This is a genomic window from Neobacillus drentensis, assembly GCF_036965425.1.
In the GTDB taxonomy this organism is placed as follows: Bacteria; Bacillota; Bacilli; order Bacillales; family Cytobacillaceae; genus Neobacillus; species Neobacillus drentensis_F.
This window is the reverse complement of record NZ_JBALPP010000106.1, coordinates 47,686-67,376: the sequence shown is the minus strand read 5'-3', so window position 1 is coordinate 67,376 and position 19,691 is coordinate 47,686. Positions and strand designations below refer to the sequence as shown.

The 19,691-nt window shown below is 40.2% G+C and carries 17 protein-coding genes; 2 read left to right on the top strand and 15 right to left on the bottom strand.

Translation table 11 applies throughout. The features are described 5' to 3' along the window. Nucleotides 1–103 precede the first annotated feature (103 nt). The 13 genes from V7161_RS23040 to V7161_RS22980 all read right to left on the bottom strand — a co-directional run bounded on the left by V7161_RS23040 (nt 104) and on the right by V7161_RS22980 (nt 17,431). Nucleotides 104–1,276, bottom strand: coding sequence for a M20 family metallopeptidase (locus V7161_RS23040; protein ID WP_335715177.1), 1,173 nt, complete (start codon nt 1,274–1,276; stop codon nt 104–106). A gap of 123 nt (nt 1,277–1,399) precedes the next feature. Next, nucleotides 1,400–1,837: a BrxA/BrxB family bacilliredoxin gene (locus V7161_RS23035; RefSeq protein ID WP_335715176.1), complete on the bottom strand. Its 438-nt coding sequence runs from the start codon at nt 1,835–1,837 to the stop codon at nt 1,400–1,402. Between the two features lie 78 nt (nt 1,838–1,915). Next, nucleotides 1,916–3,040, bottom strand: a complete 1,125-nt coding sequence (gene meaB / locus V7161_RS23030) for a methylmalonyl Co-A mutase-associated GTPase MeaB (RefSeq protein ID WP_335715175.1) — start codon at nt 3,038–3,040, stop codon at nt 1,916–1,918. Then, entirely contained in the window at nt 3,041–5,239 is a 2,199-nt protein-coding gene (gene scpA / locus V7161_RS23025) for a methylmalonyl-CoA mutase (RefSeq protein WP_335715174.1), read from the bottom strand. Next, complete coding sequence (locus V7161_RS23020; RefSeq protein ID WP_335715173.1) at nt 5,220–7,088, bottom strand: methylmalonyl-CoA mutase subunit beta; 1,869 nt, start codon at nt 7,086–7,088, stop codon at nt 5,220–5,222. Before V7161_RS23020 ends, scpA begins: the two co-directional genes overlap by 20 nt. A gap of 106 nt (nt 7,089–7,194) precedes the next feature. Further along, nucleotides 7,195–8,493, bottom strand: a complete 1,299-nt coding sequence (locus V7161_RS23015; RefSeq protein ID WP_335715172.1) for a dihydrolipoamide acetyltransferase family protein — start codon at nt 8,491–8,493, stop codon at nt 7,195–7,197. A 39-nt stretch (nt 8,494–8,532) separates the two neighbouring features. Further along, complete coding sequence (locus V7161_RS23010) at nt 8,533–9,516, bottom strand: alpha-ketoacid dehydrogenase subunit beta (RefSeq protein WP_335715171.1); 984 nt, start codon at nt 9,514–9,516, stop codon at nt 8,533–8,535. A gap of 2 nt (nt 9,517–9,518) precedes the next feature. Further along, entirely contained in the window at nt 9,519–10,517 is a 999-nt protein-coding gene (locus tag V7161_RS23005) for a thiamine pyrophosphate-dependent dehydrogenase E1 component subunit alpha (protein WP_335715170.1), read from the bottom strand. Between the two features lie 40 nt (nt 10,518–10,557). Further along, complete coding sequence (lpdA, locus tag V7161_RS23000; RefSeq protein WP_335715169.1) at nt 10,558–11,979, bottom strand: dihydrolipoyl dehydrogenase; 1,422 nt, start codon at nt 11,977–11,979, stop codon at nt 10,558–10,560. Nucleotides 11,980–12,002: 23 nt separating this feature from the next. Further along, the gene (gene buk, locus V7161_RS22995) at nt 12,003–13,106 is read right to left on the bottom strand and encodes a butyrate kinase (protein WP_335715168.1); all 1,104 of its coding nucleotides are present in this window, start codon (nt 13,104–13,106) and stop codon (nt 12,003–12,005) included. 87 nt (nt 13,107–13,193) lie between these two features. Then, nucleotides 13,194–14,297, bottom strand: coding sequence for a branched-chain amino acid dehydrogenase (gene bcd, locus V7161_RS22990; protein WP_335715167.1), 1,104 nt, complete (start codon nt 14,295–14,297; stop codon nt 13,194–13,196). Nucleotides 14,298–14,326: 29 nt separating this feature from the next. After that, nucleotides 14,327–15,223: a phosphate butyryltransferase gene (gene yqiS, locus V7161_RS22985; RefSeq protein ID WP_335715166.1), complete on the bottom strand. Its 897-nt coding sequence runs from the start codon at nt 15,221–15,223 to the stop codon at nt 14,327–14,329. 132 nt (nt 15,224–15,355) lie between these two features. After that, nucleotides 15,356–17,431, bottom strand: coding sequence for a sigma-54 interaction domain-containing protein (locus tag V7161_RS22980; protein WP_335715165.1), 2,076 nt, complete (start codon nt 17,429–17,431; stop codon nt 15,356–15,358). Nucleotides 17,432–17,614: 183 nt separating this feature from the next. Here V7161_RS22980 and V7161_RS22975 point away from each other — a divergent pair, with 183 nt between their 5' ends. Beyond that, nucleotides 17,615–17,848 (top strand): DUF2627 domain-containing protein, encoded by a 234-nt coding sequence (locus tag V7161_RS22975; RefSeq protein WP_335715164.1) that lies wholly within the window; start codon nt 17,615–17,617, stop codon nt 17,846–17,848. 10 nt (nt 17,849–17,858) lie between these two features. Here V7161_RS22975 and V7161_RS22970 read toward each other — a convergent pair whose 3' ends face one another. Beyond that, a complete protein-coding gene (locus V7161_RS22970) occupies nt 17,859–18,587 on the bottom strand; it encodes a glycerophosphodiester phosphodiesterase (protein WP_335715163.1) in 729 nt (242 codons plus the stop codon). A 38-nt stretch (nt 18,588–18,625) separates the two neighbouring features. On the opposite strand from V7161_RS22970, the gene V7161_RS22965 reads away from it, so the two are divergent. Then, nucleotides 18,626–18,766 (top strand): YycC family protein, encoded by a 141-nt coding sequence (locus V7161_RS22965; RefSeq protein ID WP_223591484.1) that lies wholly within the window; start codon nt 18,626–18,628, stop codon nt 18,764–18,766. Nucleotides 18,767–18,833: 67 nt separating this feature from the next. Here the strand turns inward: V7161_RS22965 and spo0A are convergent, their stop codons facing one another. Beyond that, complete coding sequence (spo0A, locus tag V7161_RS22960) at nt 18,834–19,628, bottom strand: sporulation transcription factor Spo0A (protein ID WP_223591483.1); 795 nt, start codon at nt 19,626–19,628, stop codon at nt 18,834–18,836. Nucleotides 19,629–19,691: the final 63 nt, after the last annotated feature.

Here is a 19,691-nt window from a genome sequence, read left to right as displayed (position 1 = left end):
GCAATTTATATTAATTAGATTAAACGCTTACAGTTTTTTTATGTGAAAATGATTTATTAAAATAAAAAAAGTACCTCTCATGATAGAGAGGTACTGGCAATACTTATGCCTTACTTAATTCCGGCTGACGAAATTCATTTTTCATTTTTTCCAAAACATCTTTGTTGGTTATTACATCAAGACCAGTTAAGGCCAGGGCTAAGGCACCATTAGAAAGGATCTTATGAGAATTGTCAGTAATAGTTATGTCCGCAAATTCCCTTGTATGTGCGATTAATCCAGGCGAATCAAGACCGATATACGGATGAATGGCAGGAACTACGTGACTCACATTTCCCATATCAATGGATCCATATGAATCTTTAGCTTTTTTAACCTCTTTAACACCTGTTGATAGAAGATTGTCTGTAAACAACTGTGATAAGGTATGGTTCGTTACCATATTGTCATAGCTTAATTCATAATTGCTAATCTCGAGCTCCGCCCCAGTCATTAAGGAAGCACCCTTAGCAATATTCTCTACCTTTTTAACCACTTCGTTTAAATAACTGCGGTTTTTAGCACGGACATAAAATTGGGCTATCGCTTTATCTGGGACAATATTGGCCGCAACTCCGCCCTCTTTAATGATGCCGTGTATTCTAACATCTGAAGTGACATGTTGTCTAAGAGCATTTATTCCGTTAAATAGTTGTAAAACAGCATCAAGTGCGTTAATTCCCTTTTCAGGAGAAGCGGCTGCATGGCTTGTCCTGCCTTTATATTCGAATTGTATGGCATCCATCGCCAATGAATCACCGCTTTCATATGATTCATCAGCTGGATGCAAAATCATCGCTGCATCGATATCATCAAAGATTCCCTGTTCTGCCATTGGAACTTTTGCGCCATTTGTTTCTTCAGCAGGCGTGCCTAATACAACAACCCTTCCGCCAATTTCATCAATAACCTTACTTAAAAGTACACCTGCACCTGCACTCATGGTTCCGATCATATTATGGCCGCATCCATGACCTATTTCAGGCAAAGCATCATATTCGGATAAATAAGCAATCGTTGGTCCTTCTTTCTTACTATCATACACAGCTTTAAAAGCAGTCGGCCTATCAACAATCCCTTTTTCAACTGTAAATCGATTTTCTTCAAGAAAATCCACTAATCGCTGCATGGATTTAAACTCTTGGTCACCCAATTCTGGATGATGGTACAAGGTATCACTTATTTCCCATAATCTATTTTGAATGTTATCTAAATAACTTTTTAATAAATCTTTCATAGCAGAAACTCCCCTTTGAAGTGATTAAAATTACGAAATAATTAATAAATATACACGATAAAGATAGATTCGACAATAAAAAAGGCCAAATCGATTCACGATTTGACCTTTCCATTTTATTCCTTATACTTCTTCACAGTGCTGTTCGAATTCATTTTGAAGCTTTTCTACCACTGTTGCTGGATCGTAGCCTTCAATTTGATGGCGTTCAACCATGGAGACAATCTTTCCGTCTTTTAATAAAGCAAATGACGGAGAAGATGGTGGATAGCCAGTGAAATAACTTCTTGCTTTTTCAGTTGCTTCCTTATCCTGGCCGGCAAAAACGGTTACAAGATGATCTGGGCGTTTATCATAATGCAGGGCATGTTCCGCCGCAGGACGGGCAATCCCGCCTGCACAGCCGCAGACAGAATTAATCATTACTAAAGTTGTTCCTTTTTGTTCAAGTGCTGCTTCCACCTCTTCAGGCGTTTTTAACTCTGTATAGCCAGCCGCCGCGATTTCTTGGCGTGCCTGTTTAACTACATCATTCATGAAAAAATTAAAATCCATGCTCATCAATTTCACTCCTTCTATGTCCTTATAACTATATGATAACAGTAAAAAAGTGTTTTTTTCAAATAAACCATTCGCCCACTAGACCTTTTTATTCAAAAACGCATCGAATAAGGCTTCGACGGCTGAGGCAGCTGTTTTTTCTCCAGCAATGACTTCGTTTTCGAGCTGGGGTAATTTCAGTTTTACGGCCGGATGATGGAAAAAGCTGTATTGAAGCTGGTCTGTAATCATGGAATAAAGCCATTCCCGCTGCTGCGCATTTCTTCTTTCGTTAAATACACCTGTTGATTTCCCTGATGCTTCAAATTCTTTTATGACATTCCAAACATTTTTTATCCCATCTCCAGTATATGACGAACAAGTATAGGCCTTGGTGCTCCAGCCCTTCGTGGCCGGCTGAAGGAAATGGAGAATACGATTGTATTCTTTTTTGGTCTGCTCTGCTTTTGGTTGATTCGCTCCATCAGCCTTGTGAACAATTATCGCATCTGCAAGTTCCATGATTCCCTTCTTCATCCCCTGCAATTCATCTCCTGCACCAGTTAAAACAAGGAGCATAAAGAAGTCTACCATATCTCTGATGATGGTTTCACTTTGTCCGACACCGACCGTTTCAATCAAAATAACGTCATACCCGGCAGCCTCACAAATCAACATCGCTTCCCTTGTTTTTCGGTGCACTCCTCCAAGCTTCCCTGCCGTTGGAGAAGGTCGAATAAAGGCCCTTGGATTTCGGGAAAGCTGCTCCATCCTCGTTTTATCTCCAAGAATGCTGCCTCCGCTAATGCTAGAGGATGGGTCAATGGCTAACACAGCGACCTGGAGCCCTAACTCACATAGAAACGTTCCAAATGCTTCGATAAAAGTACTTTTGCCTGCTCCGGGTACACCCGTAATTCCAATCCTAACCGACTTTCCTGTATGCGTTAAAAGTTTTTGAAGAAGCTCCTGGGCCTTGTGAAAATGCTGTTCCGCATTACTTTCAACCAAGGTAATCGAACGAGCAAGCTGGCTTCTGTTTCCAGAAAGAACCCCATCATATAATTCTTCGACTGAGGGCTCGCTCGATTTGCGCTTTTGAAACCGCATATTTTTTTGAATGGAAATTTCTTGCCCTTCCAGCATTTGGCCTTTACGAATAAAGCTTGAAAATTTATCAGGCTCGTTTGGGTCGCTCCATTCTGGTCTCTTATCCCCGTCCATTTACTGTGCCACTTCCTCATAACCAAGCTGTCTATAAATCTCCTTGATTACTTTCCCAGCTGCAACAGGAATAATAGTCCCAGGACCGAAAATGGCAGCTGCACCATTGTCATATAAAAAATGGTAATCCTGAGCTGGAATAACCCCGCCGATAACAATTAAAATATCCTCTCTGCCCAGCTTTTTTAATTCGCTGGCAAGCTGTGGCAGTAATGTTTTATGTCCTGCAGCCAGTGAACTCATACCAATCACATGTACATCGTTTTCAACTGCCTGCATGGCTGATTCCTCGGGAGTTTGAAATAAAGGGCCGATATCTACATCAAACCCAAGATCCGCAAAAGCAGTCGCAATAACCTTGGCACCACGGTCATGACCGTCCTGCCCCATTTTCGCAATCAAAATTCTTGGTCTTCTACCTTCATTTTCAAGGAATTCGTCTGTCATTTGTTTCACTGCCGCAATTTCCTCTTCATTGGTAAACGCTTGGCTATAGACACCGCTAATAGAGCGGATTACCGCTTTATGACGGTTTGCCACTTTTTCAATCGCATCAGAAATTTCGCCTAGTGTTGCTCTTGCCCTTGCTGCTTGGACAGCGAGTTCTAATAGATTCCGATCACCTGTTTCTGCTGCTTTCGTTAGAGCAGCCAAGGCTACCTTAACCTTTTCATCATCCCGACTCAACTTTAATGCATTTAATTTTTCAATTTGCTTTAAGCGAACAGCAGTATTATCGATATCAAGAATATCGATTGCTTCCTCTTTCTCAAGACGGTAACGGTTTACACCAATAATCGTCTCTTTTCCTGAATCAATTTGCGCCTGCCTTTTGGCCGCTGCCTCTTCAATCCGCATTTTTGGAAGTCCGGTTTCAATGGCCTTTGCCATGCCGCCAAGTTTTTCAATTTCTTCAATATGTGTCCAAGCTCTTTGCACTAATTCATCAGTTAATTTCTCAACATAGAAGGAACCTGCCCATGGATCAATAACATTTGTAATACCGGTTTCCTCCTGTAAAAACAGCTGAGTGTTCCGGGCAATCCTTGCAGAGAAGTCCGTAGGCAAGGCAATTGCTTCATCTAGCGCATTTGTATGGAGGGATTGTGTATGCCCCATCGCTGCCGCATGAGCTTCAATTAACGTCCGGGTTACATTGTTAAAGGGATCCTGCTCTGTCAAACTCCAGCCGGAGGTTTGAGAATGGGTTCTAAGTGCTAATGATTTTTCACTTTTCGGGTTAAAAGATTTCATCATTTTTGCCCAGATAAGGCGGGCTGCACGCATTTTTGCTACTTCCATAAAATAATTCATGCCAATCGCCCAGAAAAAAGAAAGCCTTGGTGCGAACGAATCAATTTCGATGCCCGCTTTAAGTCCAGTCCTTACATATTCCAATCCATCTGCTAATGTGTAGGCTAATTCTAAATCTGCCGGTGCACCTGCCTCCTGCATGTGATAGCCGGAAATACTGATGCTATTAAACTTAGGCATATATTTGGACGTGTATTCAAAAATATCTGCAATAATTTTCATTGACATTTCTGGAGGGTAGATATAGGTGTTACGCACCATATATTCTTTTAAAATATCGTTTTGGATCGTTCCGGAAAGCTTCTCCTGACTGACACCCTGCTCTTCAGCAGTTACGATAAAAAAGGCCAAAATCGGAAGGACTGCACCGTTCATTGTCATTGATACAGACATTTGATCAAGCGGAATGCCATCAAACAATTTTTTCATATCGAGAATAGAATCAATCGCAACTCCGGCTTTACCAACATCTCCAACAACACGTGGATGATCTGAATCATAGCCGCGATGGGTTGCCAAATCGAAAGCAACTGATAAGCCCTTTTGTCCCATCGCAAGATTCCTGCGATAAAAAGCATTGCTTTCCTCCGCTGTTGAAAAGCCAGCGTACTGTCTCACTGTCCATGGGCGATTCACATACATAGTCGGATAGGGGCCGCGGGTAAATGGCGGGAGCCCTGGCAAGTCATCGATATGCTCTAAGCCATCTCGGTCTTCTTTTGTATAGATGGGTTTTAAACTAATTTGTTCATTGGTTTCAAACAATAAATCATCGATGGAAGCATCGAATTCTTTTTTTACTTTTTCCAGCCATTCTTCGTTAGAAAGGAATTTTTGATTATCAAATAACGGTTTGTTTTGAAAATCAGGCTTTTGTTTCTTCACTTGAGCTCACCTCCATTGATTCTAGGATGGTCGAAACAGTTTCATAGCAGTTGCTTTTAACATGAACAAACTGGGCAACTCCACCTTTTTGCCACGCTTCCTGTCTTTCCTTTTCTGGGAGTCCTGCCAAAAGGAACGTCTGATTTGGAAATTCTGCCTTTAGGGCAGCAAGTATTGGGTTACCTACCAATTCATATTGTTCATTGGTGCCACAGAAGCAAACAAAATTCGTCTCGAGTTCTATTAAAAATTGTCTAGCATCTTCCAGATTGAAGATTGGTTTACTCTCAACAGCCTTAATGCCTCCGGCCGCTAAAAAGCCTTTCATAAAATCAAGTCTTGGTTTGTACTGCTTCAATTCCCCAAGACAAATCATGCCTACAGATGGAGTAGAACCTAGTTTTTCCTCAATTAATTTTGCCTTATATCGCAGCTCCTCGAACGGTTCTGATAATCTTCTTTGTTGAATTCTTTCAATCTCAAGTGGATCTTTATTGCCGAAAGATTCACTTGTTTGGGAGGATTGATTATTAGGTAAATTTTCCTCAAGTGAAGCATAGACATTTGTTCCGACTATACTCTGTTTTCTTGTTTGAATATCAGCATTTCTTTTTTCAAAAACTGCTTCGAGATCTTGTTGAAGCCAATTAGATTTTAAGACTTCAAGAATTCCGCCCCTTGCATCAATTTGTTGGAAAAAGCTCCACGCTTTTTCAGCTAATTGATTAGTCAGCGCTTCAATATACCAAGAGCCGCCAGCTGGGTCAATTACCTTCTGTAAATGGGCCTCTTCCTTTAAAATCAGCTGAATGTTTCGTGCAACTCGTTCTGAGAAAGCGCTGGATCCGGTTATATAATCAAAGGAGCTTACTTGTAAATATTGGACTCCCCCTAAAACAGCGGCGAATGCCTCATTTGCGGAACGCAGAAGATTCACGTGAGAATCTGTAATTGTTTTGGTAAAAGAGGAAGTTTCGGCAGCGATGTGCATTTTACGAGAATCCCCTTCAGCACCATAAAGCTCGGAAATTCGATCCCAGATGACTCTAGCCGCCCTTAACTTTGCCACTTCCATAAAAAAGTTGCTTCCAATTGAGAATTGAAAGACCATTTTGTTGGTTATGGAATTAAGGTCTATCCCTTTTTCAATAAGTAGTTGTAAATAAAAAACTCCAGTGGCAGCTGCAATTCCAAGTTCTTGGACAGCATTTGCCCCTCCATTATGATAAGGAGTAGTGTTTATAAGAATGCTCCGTAAATGTGGAAATTTCTTTTCTGCATACTTAACATCCTCTGTCCACTTTTCAAGGAGCTCCCTCGAAAAAATTCCTGTTTCTGCAAATAGAGAAATGAGGTCATTTGCAATATAACCAGTAACCTTTTCCTTTTCACTAATTTGGCTGTCTAGCTTTGATAAGAAATTAGCCTGCAGCCATTTTGAATTTAATGCGAAGGGATATTTCTGATATAAATCTGCAAAACTTTCAGATTCACATAGCTCTTCTCTTACTTCAAATGAAATAGCCGTTTGTCCTTTTTGGACTGCTTCATGAAGCTTAAGTTTCAGTTCATCAGCTGAATCAGCTGTGATTCGCTGTGCAACCTTCCATTCATTCGTAACATATCCTAAAGGATGTATACCTCTTCTTGAATCTGATCCACCAGGATATTCAGGAACTATCTGTTCATCTTCACGGGAATAAAGCGGTTTCAAAATGATGTTTTCATATGTAACACTTTTTAAAGATTCAACTTTTCTTCCTTTTAAGGATTGTTCGGCTTTTTCTCCCCAATCTTGAACCGATTTGGGAGGGAAAGTTTGACTCTTTAAATTCTCCAAAGAACTCATCCCCTTTCAAAAAGATTATAAAAATTCAATTAATTCTATTTTAGGATAGATATTGAGATGAAGCAATAAAAATAACCGCTGCCCATAGCAGGCAGCGGGATATTCTTTAATAAATAGATGTTGTGGATTTGGATGTATTTTCAATGATTTCCTTTACCCTTGCGAGGAAGCGGCCGCAAATAAGACCGTCCAATACGCGGTGGTCAAGTGACATACAAAGATTTACCATATCACGGACGGCAATCATGCCATTATTCATTACTACAGGACGTTTGACAATGGATTCGACTTGAAGAATTGCCGCCTGCGGATAATTTATGATTCCCATTGATTGTACAGAGCCAAATGAACCTGTGTTGTTGACGGTAAACGTCCCGCCCTGCATATCTTCTGAACGAAGTTTTCCAGTCCTCACTTTAACAGCTAATTCGGATATTTCACGTGCAATTCCTTTAACTGTTTTCTCGTCAGCATTTTTAATAACCGGAACAAATAAAGCATCATCCGTAGCAACAGCTATTGAAAGATTGATATCTTTCTTTTGGATAATTTTATCTCCGGCCCACATTGAATTGATTTGCGGGAATTCCTTAAGTGCTTGTGCTACAGCTTTTACAAAGAAGGCAAAGAAGGTTAAATTGAAGCCCTCTTTTTTCTTGAATTCATCCTTAAGGGCATTACGGTATTCCACGAGATTTGTTGCATCAACTTCAATCATCGTCCAGGCATGAGGTGCTTCATGCTTGCTCCGCAGCATATTGGAAGCAATCGCTTTACGAATGCCTGTAACAGGAATTTCAATATCACCTGCTGCGACTGGGATATTCGCTGCTGGAGCAGGGGAAACAGTAGATACCGGCTGATTTGTTGCTGCAGGTTGAACCACCTCTTGCTTTGCAGCCGCTGGCTGTTGTAGTTCTTCCACTTTTGAACCTGCCGCAGGAATCGTTCCGGATTCAATTAGTTTTAATAAATCTTTACGAGTAATCCGGCCGCCGGCTCCGGTGCCTGACACCTGTGTTAAATCAATGCCATGTTCTTGAGAAATTTTTAGAACAGCAGGTGAATAGCGAGCTTTATTTCCCTGGTCTGCCTGAGGAGCTGCGACTGATTCAGTTGCTTCTGATTTTTGTTTTACCGGGATTGCCTCGGCACCATTGCCGCCTTCAATTTCAATTGTACAAATGACTTCTCCAACGGCCAATGTATCGCCTTCGCCGGCAATTAGTTCTTTAATCACACCTGTAAATGAGGATGGAACCTCTGCGTTTACTTTATCTGTCATAACCTCTGCGAGAGGGTCGTATTTATTCACTTTATCTCCGACTGAAACGAGCCACTTGCTTATCGTTCCCTCAGTAACACTTTCGCCTAACTGCGGCATTTTTATTTGTTCAATTGCCAATGGTGAAACCTCCTTAGAAAAACAATTCCATTAAAAAAATTAATATTCAGCCAGCTCGCGCATTGCTTTTTCCACTTTATCAGGATTTACCATAAAGAACTTTTCCATTGTTGGAGAATACGGCATTGCTGGTACGTCAGGACCTGCTAAACGCATAATAGGTGCATCTAATTCAAATAAACAGTTTTCGGCAATTATCGCTGACACTTCACCAATAATGCTTCCTTCTTTATTGTCCTCCGTTACAAGCAAAACTTTTCCTGTCTTTGAAGCCGCTTCAATAATGGCTTCTTTATCAAGTGGATAAACAGTACGCAGATCAAGAATATGGGTAGATATTCCGTCCTTTGCTAATTTTTCAGCTGCCTGAAGGGCAAAATGAACACAAAGTCCGTATGTAATGACGGTGATATCTTCTCCTTCACGCTTTACATCGGCCTTTCCAATTGGCAAAGTATAATCATCCGTTGGAACTTCTCCTTTAATTAAACGATAGGCACGTTTATGCTCAAAAAACAATACAGGGTCATTATCACGGATAGCTGCTTTTAATAGCCCTTTAACATCATAAGGAGTAGAAGGCATGACAATTTTTAAGCCCGGCTGGTTCGCAAATACTGCTTCTACTGATTGGGAATGATAGAGCGCTCCATGGACTCCCCCGCCATATGGGGCACGAATGACCATAGGACAATGCCAGTCATTATTGGAACGAAAGCGAATTTTTGCAGCCTCCGAAATAATTTGATTGACAGCTGGCATGATAAAATCAGCAAATTGCATTTCCGCAATTGGACGCATTCCGTACATTGCTGCCCCAATTCCTACTCCAGCAATGGCTGATTCAGCTAACGGCGTATCAATAACGCGCTCTTCACCAAATTGTTCATATAAGCCTTGGGTAGCTTTAAATACACCGCCCTTAACTCCAACGTCTTCACCAAGGACAAATACCTTAGGATCTCTCTCCATTTCCTCACGAATGGCCATTGTTACCGCATCAATATAAGAAATTACTGCCATGCCTATACTCCCTCCGCATAAACATATTTCAACGCATCTTCTGGTGCAGAATACGGAGCATTTTCAGCATAATCAGTTGCCTCGTTCACCAATTTCATCACACGATCGTTGATTTCTTTTTCCAAATCGTCATTCATTACTCCGGTTTCTTTTAAATAAGCTCCAAAAGTGATAATCGGGTCCTGTGTTTTCGCCTTGGCCACCTCATCCGGCGCCCGGTAAGAACGGTCATCATCATCGGAAGAGTGTGGTGTTAAACGGTAAGAAACAGTTTCAATCAGAGTTGGGCCCTCGCCACTGCGACCGCGGTCGGCAGCTTCTTTTACCACTTTATAAACTTCTAATGGATCATTCCCATCAACCGTATATCCTGGCATCCCGTAACCAATTGCACGATCTGAAACCTTTTCACAGCCCAATTGCTTTTCTATCGGAACAGAAATAGCATATTTGTTGTTTTCGCACATAAAAATAACCGGAAGCTTATGTACACCCGCAAAATTTGCACCTTCATGGAAATCCCCCTGGTTTGAGGAACCTTCACCAAACGTAACAAACGTAACAAGGTCTTTTCTTTCCATTTTTCCAGCAAGAGCAACACCTACTGCATGTGGAACTTGGGTAGTAACTGGCGAGGAGCCAGTCACAATCCGGTTTTTCTTTTGGCCAAAGTGCCCAGGCATTTGACGTCCGCCTGAGTTAGGATCTTCCGCTTTAGCAAATCCTGACAACATAAGTTCTCTTGGTGTCATGCCGAATGTTAAAACAACTCCCATGTCGCGATAATATGGCAGTACATAATCTTTATCACGATCAAGGGCAAATGCTGCACCGACCTGAGCTGCCTCCTGTCCCTGACAAGAAATAACAAATGGAATTTTCCCAGCACGATTCAAAAGCCACATCCGTTCGTCTATGCGGCGGGCTAAAAGCATCGTTTCATACATTTCCAATACTTTTCCGTCGTTTAACCCTAAAGCTTCATGACGCTTTTCTACCATTAATTTCTAACCTCCCAATTGTTCGTAAAAAAAGTCCTTATTATGAATGAATTGCTTTTCCGTCCACTGCCAGTGCAGCTTCTCCAATGGCTTCAGATAATGTTGGGTGCGGATGAATTGTGTGGCCAATTTCCCAAGGTGTAGCATCTAAAACCATCGCAAGCCCAGCTTCAGAAATCATATCAGTTACATGAGGACCAATCATATGCACACCTAGAATATCATTGGTTTCTTCATCTGCAACAATTTTAACAAATCCATCTGATTCTCCAAAAACTAATGCTTTACCAATTGCCCTGAATGAAAACTTTCCGACCTTTACTTTATAGCCCTTTTCTATCGCTTGGTCCTCTGTTACCCCGACACTAGATACTTCAGGGCTTGAATAAATACATCTTGAAACTAGATTGTAATCAAGATTTGAAGGATCTTTTCCAGCAATATGCTCAACGGCAATTATTCCTTCGTGGCTTGCCACATGTGCAAGCTGAAGACCGCCGATGACATCACCAATTGCATATATATGGGATTCCTTAGTTTGGTAAAATTCATTTGTAGATATAAAACCTTTTTCTATTTGTATTTCGGTGTTTTCAAGTCCAATTCCTTCTGTATTTGCTTGTCTGCCAACAGAAACAAGCAGTTTATCTGCTTTAAACTCTTTCACAGAACCTTTAACTTCCGCTGAAATGGCAACTCCATTATTTTTTACCATTGTTTCTGAAAGGACTTTTGCACTTGTTACCAGTTTAATCCCTTTTTTCTTCATTAAACGCTGCATTTCTTTGGAGATTTCCTTATCTTCTGTCGGGATGATTCGGTCAGCATACTCAATGACAGTAACTTCAACCCCGAAATCTGAAAGCATGGATGCCCATTCTATTCCAATTACACCGCCGCCCACAATAATGATCGAGTTTGGAAGCTCCTCGAGCTGGAGTGCTTCATCAGAGGACATAACATACTCCCCGTCAATTTCAAGTCCAGGAAGAGTTCTTGGTCTCGATCCAGTCGCCACAATCACATTTTTCGGTATTAGCATTTCGTTTTCCGATCCATTATTCATTTCAACGGAAATCGTTCCTGGCATTGGTGAAAAAATGGATGGTCCAAGGATACGTCCAAGGCCTTCATAGACATCAATTTTCCCCTGCTTCATTAAATGCTGAACACCCTTATGTAACTGATCGATAATTTTATTTTTTCTTTCCTGAACCTTAGTAAAATTAACAGAAACTTCACCTGTGACAACACCGAAATCTTCACTATGTTTTGCTGTTGCGAAAACTTCTGCACTTCTTAGGAGTGCCTTACTTGGAATACACCCTTTATGAAGACATGTTCCTCCTAATTTTCCCTTTTCGACAATCGCTGTTTTTAACCCAAGCTGAGAAGCGCGAATGGCAGCTACATAACCGCCAGTTCCACCGCCAAGAATGACTAAATCATATTCTTGTGCCACTTAAAATTCCTCCCCAAAGTTTCTTATATGTTTGCTGTTGTAAAATTCCCAGGGTATACCTTTACCTCTTCTTCACCGCGCAAGACCCTGATAGCCCCTTCTGCCAAAGCTTGAAGTTCATTTTCACCAGGATGGACAATAACATCGGCAATCCAGTTTATTCTATCAGATATTTCTTTTACAAAATCTTTACCATAAGCAAGACCGCCTGTCAGCACAATGGCATCTACTTTACCAGCCAAAACGGCACTTGCCGCCCCAATTTCCTTAGCAACCTGATAGGCCATTGCATCGTAGACAAGTTTGGCTTCTTTGTCACCAGAAGCGATCCTTTGTTCCACCTGAACGGCATCATTCGTTCCAAGATATCCAACAAGTCCACCTTGACCAACAAGTTTCTTCATAATTTCTTCCCGGTAATATTCACCTGAATAACAAAGGGCAATTAAATCTCCCGCCGGAACTGTCCCTGCTCGCTCTGGACTGAAAGGTCCATCACCATGGAGTCCATTATTTACATCAATAACTTTTCCATTCTTATGAACACCAACGGTAATGCCGCCGCCCATATGGGTTACGATTAAGTTCAACTCATTGTATTTTTTCCCTAATTCTTTTGCGATTCTTCTTGCAACTGCCTTTTGATTTAAGGCATGAAAAATACTTTTTCTTTCAATTAAAGAGAACCCTGAAATTCTTGCTATTGGATCGAGTTCATCGACAACCACCGGATCTACGATATATGCAGGAATATTAAGACCTGCCGCAATTTCGTAAGCAATGATACCGCCTAGGTTTGATGCATGCTGTCCGGAAAAACCGGCCCTTAAGTCTTTTAGCATCAAGTCATTGACTGCATAGGTACCACCCTCGATTGGACGGAGTAATCCGCCCCTGCCGCATACGGCACTTAATTTGGAAATATTTATTCCTTCTTTATCCAGTGTTTCCAAAATAGTGGACTTTCTAAAATCGTACTGTTCAATAATATTGGAAAAAGAATTGATTATTTCTGCATCATGGCGGATTGTTTTTTCAAAAATAGAAATTTCATTATCGAAGACTCCAATCTTTGTTGATGTCGAGCCTGGGTTGATGACGAGAATTCGATATTCTTTATCTGGCAACGTTTTAACCTCCAATTAGGAAAATTCGCTTTATGAAAGGCAAAGACGCTGAACTTCTCATTCAGCGTTCTTCCCCAGCCTTATATCTTATCTTGAGATTCTATGGCTTAGAATGTGATGGCCATTTTGCAGGAATTGGCTTCTTGAATTACGTATTTTTGCAATTCTCTCTTCTGCCATCCGATCAGCAGCAACATATGTTGGGATACCATCCCGTTTAGAAATTTCAATTACTTTTTCTATCGTTGTATAGAGCTGCTCTACTTTTTTCATCGCACGTTCCTGGTTATATCCATATAGCTCGTCGGCGACATTTATAACTCCGCCAGCATTTATAACATAATCCGGAGCATAAACAATACCCATTTCATGAATGATATCGCCGTGACGGGTGTCCTTTAACTGATTATTGGCTGAACCTGCAATTACCTTTGCTTTCAGTTGTGGAATGGTATCGTCATTAATTGTTGCCCCAAGAGCACATGGAGCATAAATATCACACTCTACACTATAAATTTCATTAGGGTCTACAGCACGCGCACCAAATGCTTCCACCGCACGATTAACAGCTTCTTTATTAATATCTGTAACAATAAGCTGAGCGCCTTCTTTATGCAAATATTCGCATAGAGTGTAGGCTACATTTCCAACACCTTGCACTGAAATCACTTTTCCTTCAAGTGAATCTGTGCCGAATGCTTCTTTCGCAGCGGCTTTCATTCCGCGATAAACACCGTATGCAGTTACCGGTGAAGGATTTCCCGAAGAACCGAAAGCTGGTGAAATTCCCGTTACATAATCTGTTTCTTCATGGATTAAATCCATGTCAGCCACTGTAGTACCAACATCTTCTGCTGTTATATATCGGCCATTCAGCCCCTGAATATATCGGCCAAAGGCACGGAACATTTCTTCATTCTTATCTTTGCGAGGGTCACCGATGATAACCGTTTTACCACCGCCAAGATTTAATCCAGCCGCAGCATTTTTATAAGTCATTCCTTTTGCGAGGCGAAGAGCATCTTCAATGGCTGCTTCCTCAGATTCATATGTCCACATGCGGGTTCCGCCTAATGCTGGACCAAGAGTTGTATCATGAATAGCAATTATAGCTTTTAATCCTGACTGCTTATCTTGGCAAAACACCACTTGCTCATAATCATATTTCTCTAAGTACTTGAAAATTTCCATTATCTTATTCCTCCTCGAATGTTAACCTTCTATTTTAATACGCAGCATAATGCAAGTGCAAGCGAGTATAGTTTACTTTCTGCAGAATCAGCTCTGGAAGTCAGAACAATCGGCGCACGAGCCCCGGCAATTATTGCCCCAACCTTGGCTTTAGCAAAATAAATTAATGATTTATATAAGATATTACCTGCCTCAACAGTAGGCACCAATAAAATATCGGCTTTTCCTGCGACTTCACTCTGAATTCCTTTATGCTCTGCTGCAAGCTCCGAAACGGCATTATCTAATGCCAATGGTCCATCGACTATGCAGCCGGATATTTGCCCACGTTTATTCATCACCGTTAAAGCAGCAGCATCTAAAGTAGGCTGCATGACTGGATTAACTACTTCTACTGCAGCAATCGGTGCTACTTTCGGTATTTCAATTCCAATCGACTTAGCTATAGATACAGCATTTTTTGTAATTTGTGCCTTTTGTTCTAAATCTGGATTAATATTCATCCCAGCATCTGTCACAATTGTAAATCGATCAAAGCCAGGTATCTCAAAAACCGCGACATGGGACAGGACATTTCCTGTTCTCAGCCCATATTCCTTATTTAAAACGGCTTTTAATAAAGTGCTTGTTGGAATATTACCTTTCATCAATACATCTGCCTTTTTGTTAAAAACGGCTTTGACTGCCAATTCAGCAGCTGATGTGTTTGATTCAGCATGAATGATCTCCAAATTGTTTTTACCATGTTTTTTCAATTCCAAAATGGTTCTGATTTTTTCCTTATCACCAAATAATATGAAATTTGCGAGATTTCGGTTATGTGCATCCAAAACAGCTTCAATAACTTCTTCATCCTCTGCAGCTGCAACGGCCACTGTTTTGGCACTAACCTGGGTTGCTTTGTCTATTAGTGATTCAAGCAACAAGTTGTCATCAACCCCTTCTCCTATTTCTTCCACTCCGATATATTACATTGCAAGTTCTATGCCAAACTAAAATACAATGAAAACGCTTTATTTTTAAATTCCCTGCATGAAAAAAAATTCACACTATGAAATTTATTGCATGATATTTTTTTCAAGATTGTATTTTTCCAGTTTATAATATAAATTCCTTACAGATAAACCAAGGGTTTTAGCTGTTAATGTTTTATTGCCCTTTAATCGGCTTAGTGTTTGCTGAATAATATTCGCTTCATATTCTTCCATCATTTCGGAAAGTGTACGATCTAATGTAAAGGACTCACTTTCGTTTGTTGAATTTAGTTCTTGTCCTGATTTTTTATTTTTTAATTCAGGCAAGTGATGGACATCGATTAAGGTTTCATAATAATTCATAAAAATAATCGCTCTGCCAAGAATATTTTCCAATTCTCTTACATTGCCAGGCCAATCATACCCCATCAACTGCAACAAGGCTACTTGGGTAACTCCTTCAACATTTCGTCCGTAATCTCGATTAATCTTTTGAATTAACCTTTCACATAATAATGGAATTTCATCTTTGCGTTTTCGTAAGGGAGGAATGTGGATAGGCATGCGATTTAAACGATAATATAAGTCTTCCCTAAACGTTCCTTTAGCAATACCCTTTTCTAGATTGACATTTGTCGCTGCAATAATCCTAACATTGATCGTGACTGGTTTTGTTCCACCCACACGGATGATTTCATTTTCCTGTAATACCCTAAGCAGCTTCGCCTGAGTATTGGCGGAAAGTTCGCCGATTTCATCGAGAAATATACTCCCATTATTTGCTTCCTCAAAAAAGCCTGTCTTTCCTCCTCTTATTGCACCAGAAAAAGCACCTTCTTCGTAGCCGAACAATTCGCTTTCAAGCAAAGATTCCGATATAGCAGCACAATTAACCCGGATAAATTTGTTATATTTGCGATCGCTCGCATTATGTATAGCATGGGCAAATAACTCTTTTCCCGTTCCTGACTCACCGCGAAGAAGGACTGTCGCAGGAGTTTTGGCTCCAAGCTTTGCCTGTTCGATTGCCAAGGTCATTTCGTCCGATTTTCCGATGATATCCTCAAATGTGTATTTTGCCTCCAGCTTCCGAATCAACTGTCTAGCACGGCTCAATTCCCTGCTGAGCGATTTCATTTCAGACATATCATGGATAACGCCGACACTTCCCTTTAATTTCCCCTTTACGATAATAGGCGCTACATTAACAATTACTTCTTTTTTGTTCGGTCCAACTCGCATCGCTACGCCTCGAACTGCCCTTCTTGTTTGCAGCACCTTCATATGCATACTTTCACCTTCAGAAATATCGGTGGTTGCCGGCTGGCCGATAACCTGTTCTTGTGTAAGACCAGTTATTCGGGTATAAGCAGGATTTATCAGGAGCCCCCGGCCATCTTCATCCACAACCGAAATCGCATCATCGCTTGAGTGGATTATGGCTTGCAGCATCGTTTGTATTTCTTTTAGATCCGTGATTTCTTCCGCAAGATTTACAACCTCTGTAATGTCTTTAAAAACAGCGAAAGCCCCTATTAAGGTTCCATTTTCCTCAATAATCGGAATACGAGTGGTAATAATTTTTTTACCATTCTTTAAGATCATTTCTTGGTTAGACTCAATCCTTCTGGTTTCGAGGATATGCGGCAGACGGCTATGCGGGATAACTTCAACCACAAATTTCCCAATTGCCTCATCTTTCTTGACTCCCATTATTTCTTCTGCCCGTCTATTAAATAAAATGACCTTTCCAAATTTATCAATGACAACCATCCCATCATTTGTAGCGTTAAAAATTAATTCTTGCTGATAGGATTCATTCTGGTGCTTTTCGATGAGCTCCTCTTTTTCCTCCATCAGCCTTGCCACGAGAAAGGCCACACTACCTGGAATTAAAACTGTTTTTTTATTTTTGGTGTCCCGTATTTCTTGAAAAACTTCATCATTACCTGTAACTTCAATAATGATATCTATGTTTTCGTTTAGAAATGACTGCCAGCAGGTCCCTGTTTTAATACCTTCTTCTTGTGCCATTTGTATACCTGGTGCATCCAAATTCCGATCAACAACGGCATGAAGGTTTAACATTTCTGATTCCTTTAATATTTTCAAGATTGCTGTACCGCCCTTACCGGCTCCTACAATCATGACATTTTGCATTTTTCCCACCCTTTCATATTAAGAAAATCTTTTCATTCCTTACAGGAAAAATATGCAACTTTTTTCAGTATCTATTTTATAACCAAACACTGACTCTTGACAAATTTCAACTATGTAATAATATTTTCATAAGTTATAATTTAGATATACTTATTTAAATTACAATTTGGAAGGATTTCGTTCATGAGCAGGATTATTGCCCTTATTATAGTATTGATCCCTGGTGTTTTGGCTGCAGTTGGAATAAAATTAATGCGAGATATGACCTTCGGGATTCTTCAAGCACCATTCCCTAAATTATGGATTCAATTTCTCGTTGGATTAGTCTTTTTCATTGGAGGTCTTGGTTTTGTTGCCGGATTCATCCTCCATCGCGACCGAAAAAGAAATAAGGTACAAACTAAATTTAAAAAATAAAAGAGGCCAGTTATGGTCTCTTTTCATATTGTTTTCTTATTCGTAAAGCTTTTACTGGGTCATCGGTAATAAAAGCGGTACAATTAATATTAAAGAACCGGTGCATATCCGCATCCTTATTAACAGTATAGGGCCGAACTGCTATCCCATTTTGCATTGTATTGATAAAAATATTATCTGACATGGAAGAATGCTTTGGATGAATCCCTTTTGCCCTAATGGCTTGAGAGTATATCCACGGCATATAAATTCCTTCAATAAACAGAGGGGCCGTTTCAATTTCGGGGGCTAGAAGATAACTTTGAACAATACTATAGTGATTAAACGATGAAATGATAATCCTATCAGATAAACCATATTTCCGAACAAGCTTAATAACCTTTTCTTCCATGCCTTCATAAGGAATCAGGCCATTTTTTAATTCAATATTACAAATTAGTTTGTTTGTATTAAGCCATTCTAGCACCTCCGCCAAAGAAGGAATCGATTCCTTTTTGAGACCATTTTTATTGGCGTTAAGTTTTCTAATTTCTTTAAATAAAAAATCCTTAACAAATCCTTTTCCCGTCGTGGTTCGATCGACTTTTTCATCATGGATGACGACAATTTCGCCATCTTTTGTTAATTGAACATCTAGTTCTAGACCGTCTGCACCTGCTTTTTCCGCTTCAATAAAGGCAGCCATTGTATTTTCAGCAAATAAAGCAGAGTAACCACGGTGCGCGAAAATTTGTGTCAATTTTTTCACATCCCAACTAAAAATATGGAGGATTCAAAATGAAACCATTACAATTATCACCTGATACTGCCCTAAAGCTTGCACAGAAATTAAATATTCCTCTTGAACAGCTTATGCACATGCCACAGCATATTCTCATTCAAAAGCTAATGGAAATGGAAAAGGATAAGAATAATTAACAATTAAAAGCAAAAAAAGCCTTCATTTTCCAAAATGAAGGCTTTTTAATTAAATTTACTCTTCCTTTCAAGAAGCCTTATGCTCTAAGCGAAGTTTATCAGCAACCATGGCGATAAATTCAGAGTTCGTCGGCTTTGCTTTTGACATACTGACAGTATATCCGAACAATGAAGAAATAGAGTCGATATTCCCGCGGCTCCAAGCCACTTCAATTGCATGTCGGATCGCACGTTCTACACGGCTGGCTGTTGTATTATATTTCTTTGCGATATCTGGATATAAAACCTTAGTAATCGAGCCAAGCAGCTCGATATCGTTATAAACCATCGAAATCGCTTCTCTTAAGTATAAATAACCTTTAATATGGGCGGGTACTCCGATTTCATGGATAATGCTCGTAATGCTGGCATCAAGATTTTTGGGTTTTTGTTCGGATTGGGAACGATAATTTGTTGCCGGAGCCTTACGTGTGGTAAATAAATTACTGCTTCCGCTAACTTGTCTTATATGACTGCCTAAATTCTCCATATCAAAAGGTTTAAGGATAAAGTAAGAGGCCCCAAGTTCAACCGCTTTTTTGGTTACATCCTCTTGACCAAATGCAGTCAGCATAATGACATTTGGCAATACTCCTTTTTTCAGTTCACGAAGACGTCCTAAAACCGCTAAACCATCAAGATGCGGCATGATAATATCTAAAACGAGAACATCAGGATCTGTATTACTTAACATTTCTAAACATTCCTGACCATTATGAGCAATACCTACTACTTCCATATCATCCTGGGACGAAATATAGTCCTCTAATAATCCAACTAGTTCCCTATTGTCATCAACGACACATACTTTTATTTTTTTCAACTCCGGTTCCTCCTTAACTCGACTCATTAATCTCTATTTCAATTTCAATCCGTATTCTCAGTA